1 pseudogene is annotated in these 597 nt (G+C 57.3%); it reads right to left on the bottom strand.

Going from position 1 to position 597, the window contains the following annotated elements:
• Nucleotides 1-188 (bottom strand): annotated as a pseudogene (locus DVK01_RS22450) (carbohydrate ABC transporter substrate-binding protein); the annotation flags it as partial.
• Between the last annotated feature and the right edge of the window lie 409 nt (nt 189-597).

Below are 597 nucleotides of genomic sequence, written 5' to 3'. Positions count from 1 at the left end.
CCGCCGTCGCCACCCGCTTCAGTAGTACTACCGTCGCCGCCCGCTTCAGTAGTACTGCCGTCGCCGCCGTCATTGGAATCGCCGCCACCGGAGCAGCCGGCGAGCCCCATCGTCGCAAGCGCTCCCGCCCCAGCGACGTATTGACGCCGACTGAGCCGATTGTCGTTAGACTGGCTATCGCGTGACATACATAGACACTGTCGAACGCACCGTACTTAACGATTGATATTCATTTACTCGGTATAATAATAAAAATTCCCAGACGTATCTTATCGCCGTGATTCCGGGTTTAGAAGCCTTCTAGCTCCAATTTCACAACGGAATTGGTCGTCGTCTTCGCACCGTCTGGCTCGTCGTCGCCGAGTCAACTCCGAACTCAGCGCCAGTTAGACGAAGAACATACGCGGGGAACGACATAAACACGGTGAGGAAGCTAACCACGTCAGTCCGAGCCTTGACCGCCGAGAGTCCGACCGAAAACGCTCCGTTCGACCAGTATCTCGAATCGGAACTGTCTCTCTCGGTACCGACCCGACCGTACGGCTATCGTCGCGGAAGCCTTCTGCGGTCGGAGTTACTCCCGCTGGTCGAGCTGGC

Origin of the sequence: Haloarcula sp. Atlit-120R (genome assembly GCF_003665885.1) — an archaeon.
GTDB classification, from domain to species: Archaea; Halobacteriota; Halobacteria; order Halobacteriales; family Haloarculaceae; genus Haloarcula; species Haloarcula taiwanensis.
Note: the sequence above shows the minus strand (reverse complement) of the source record. Positions and strands in the feature narration are given on the sequence as shown.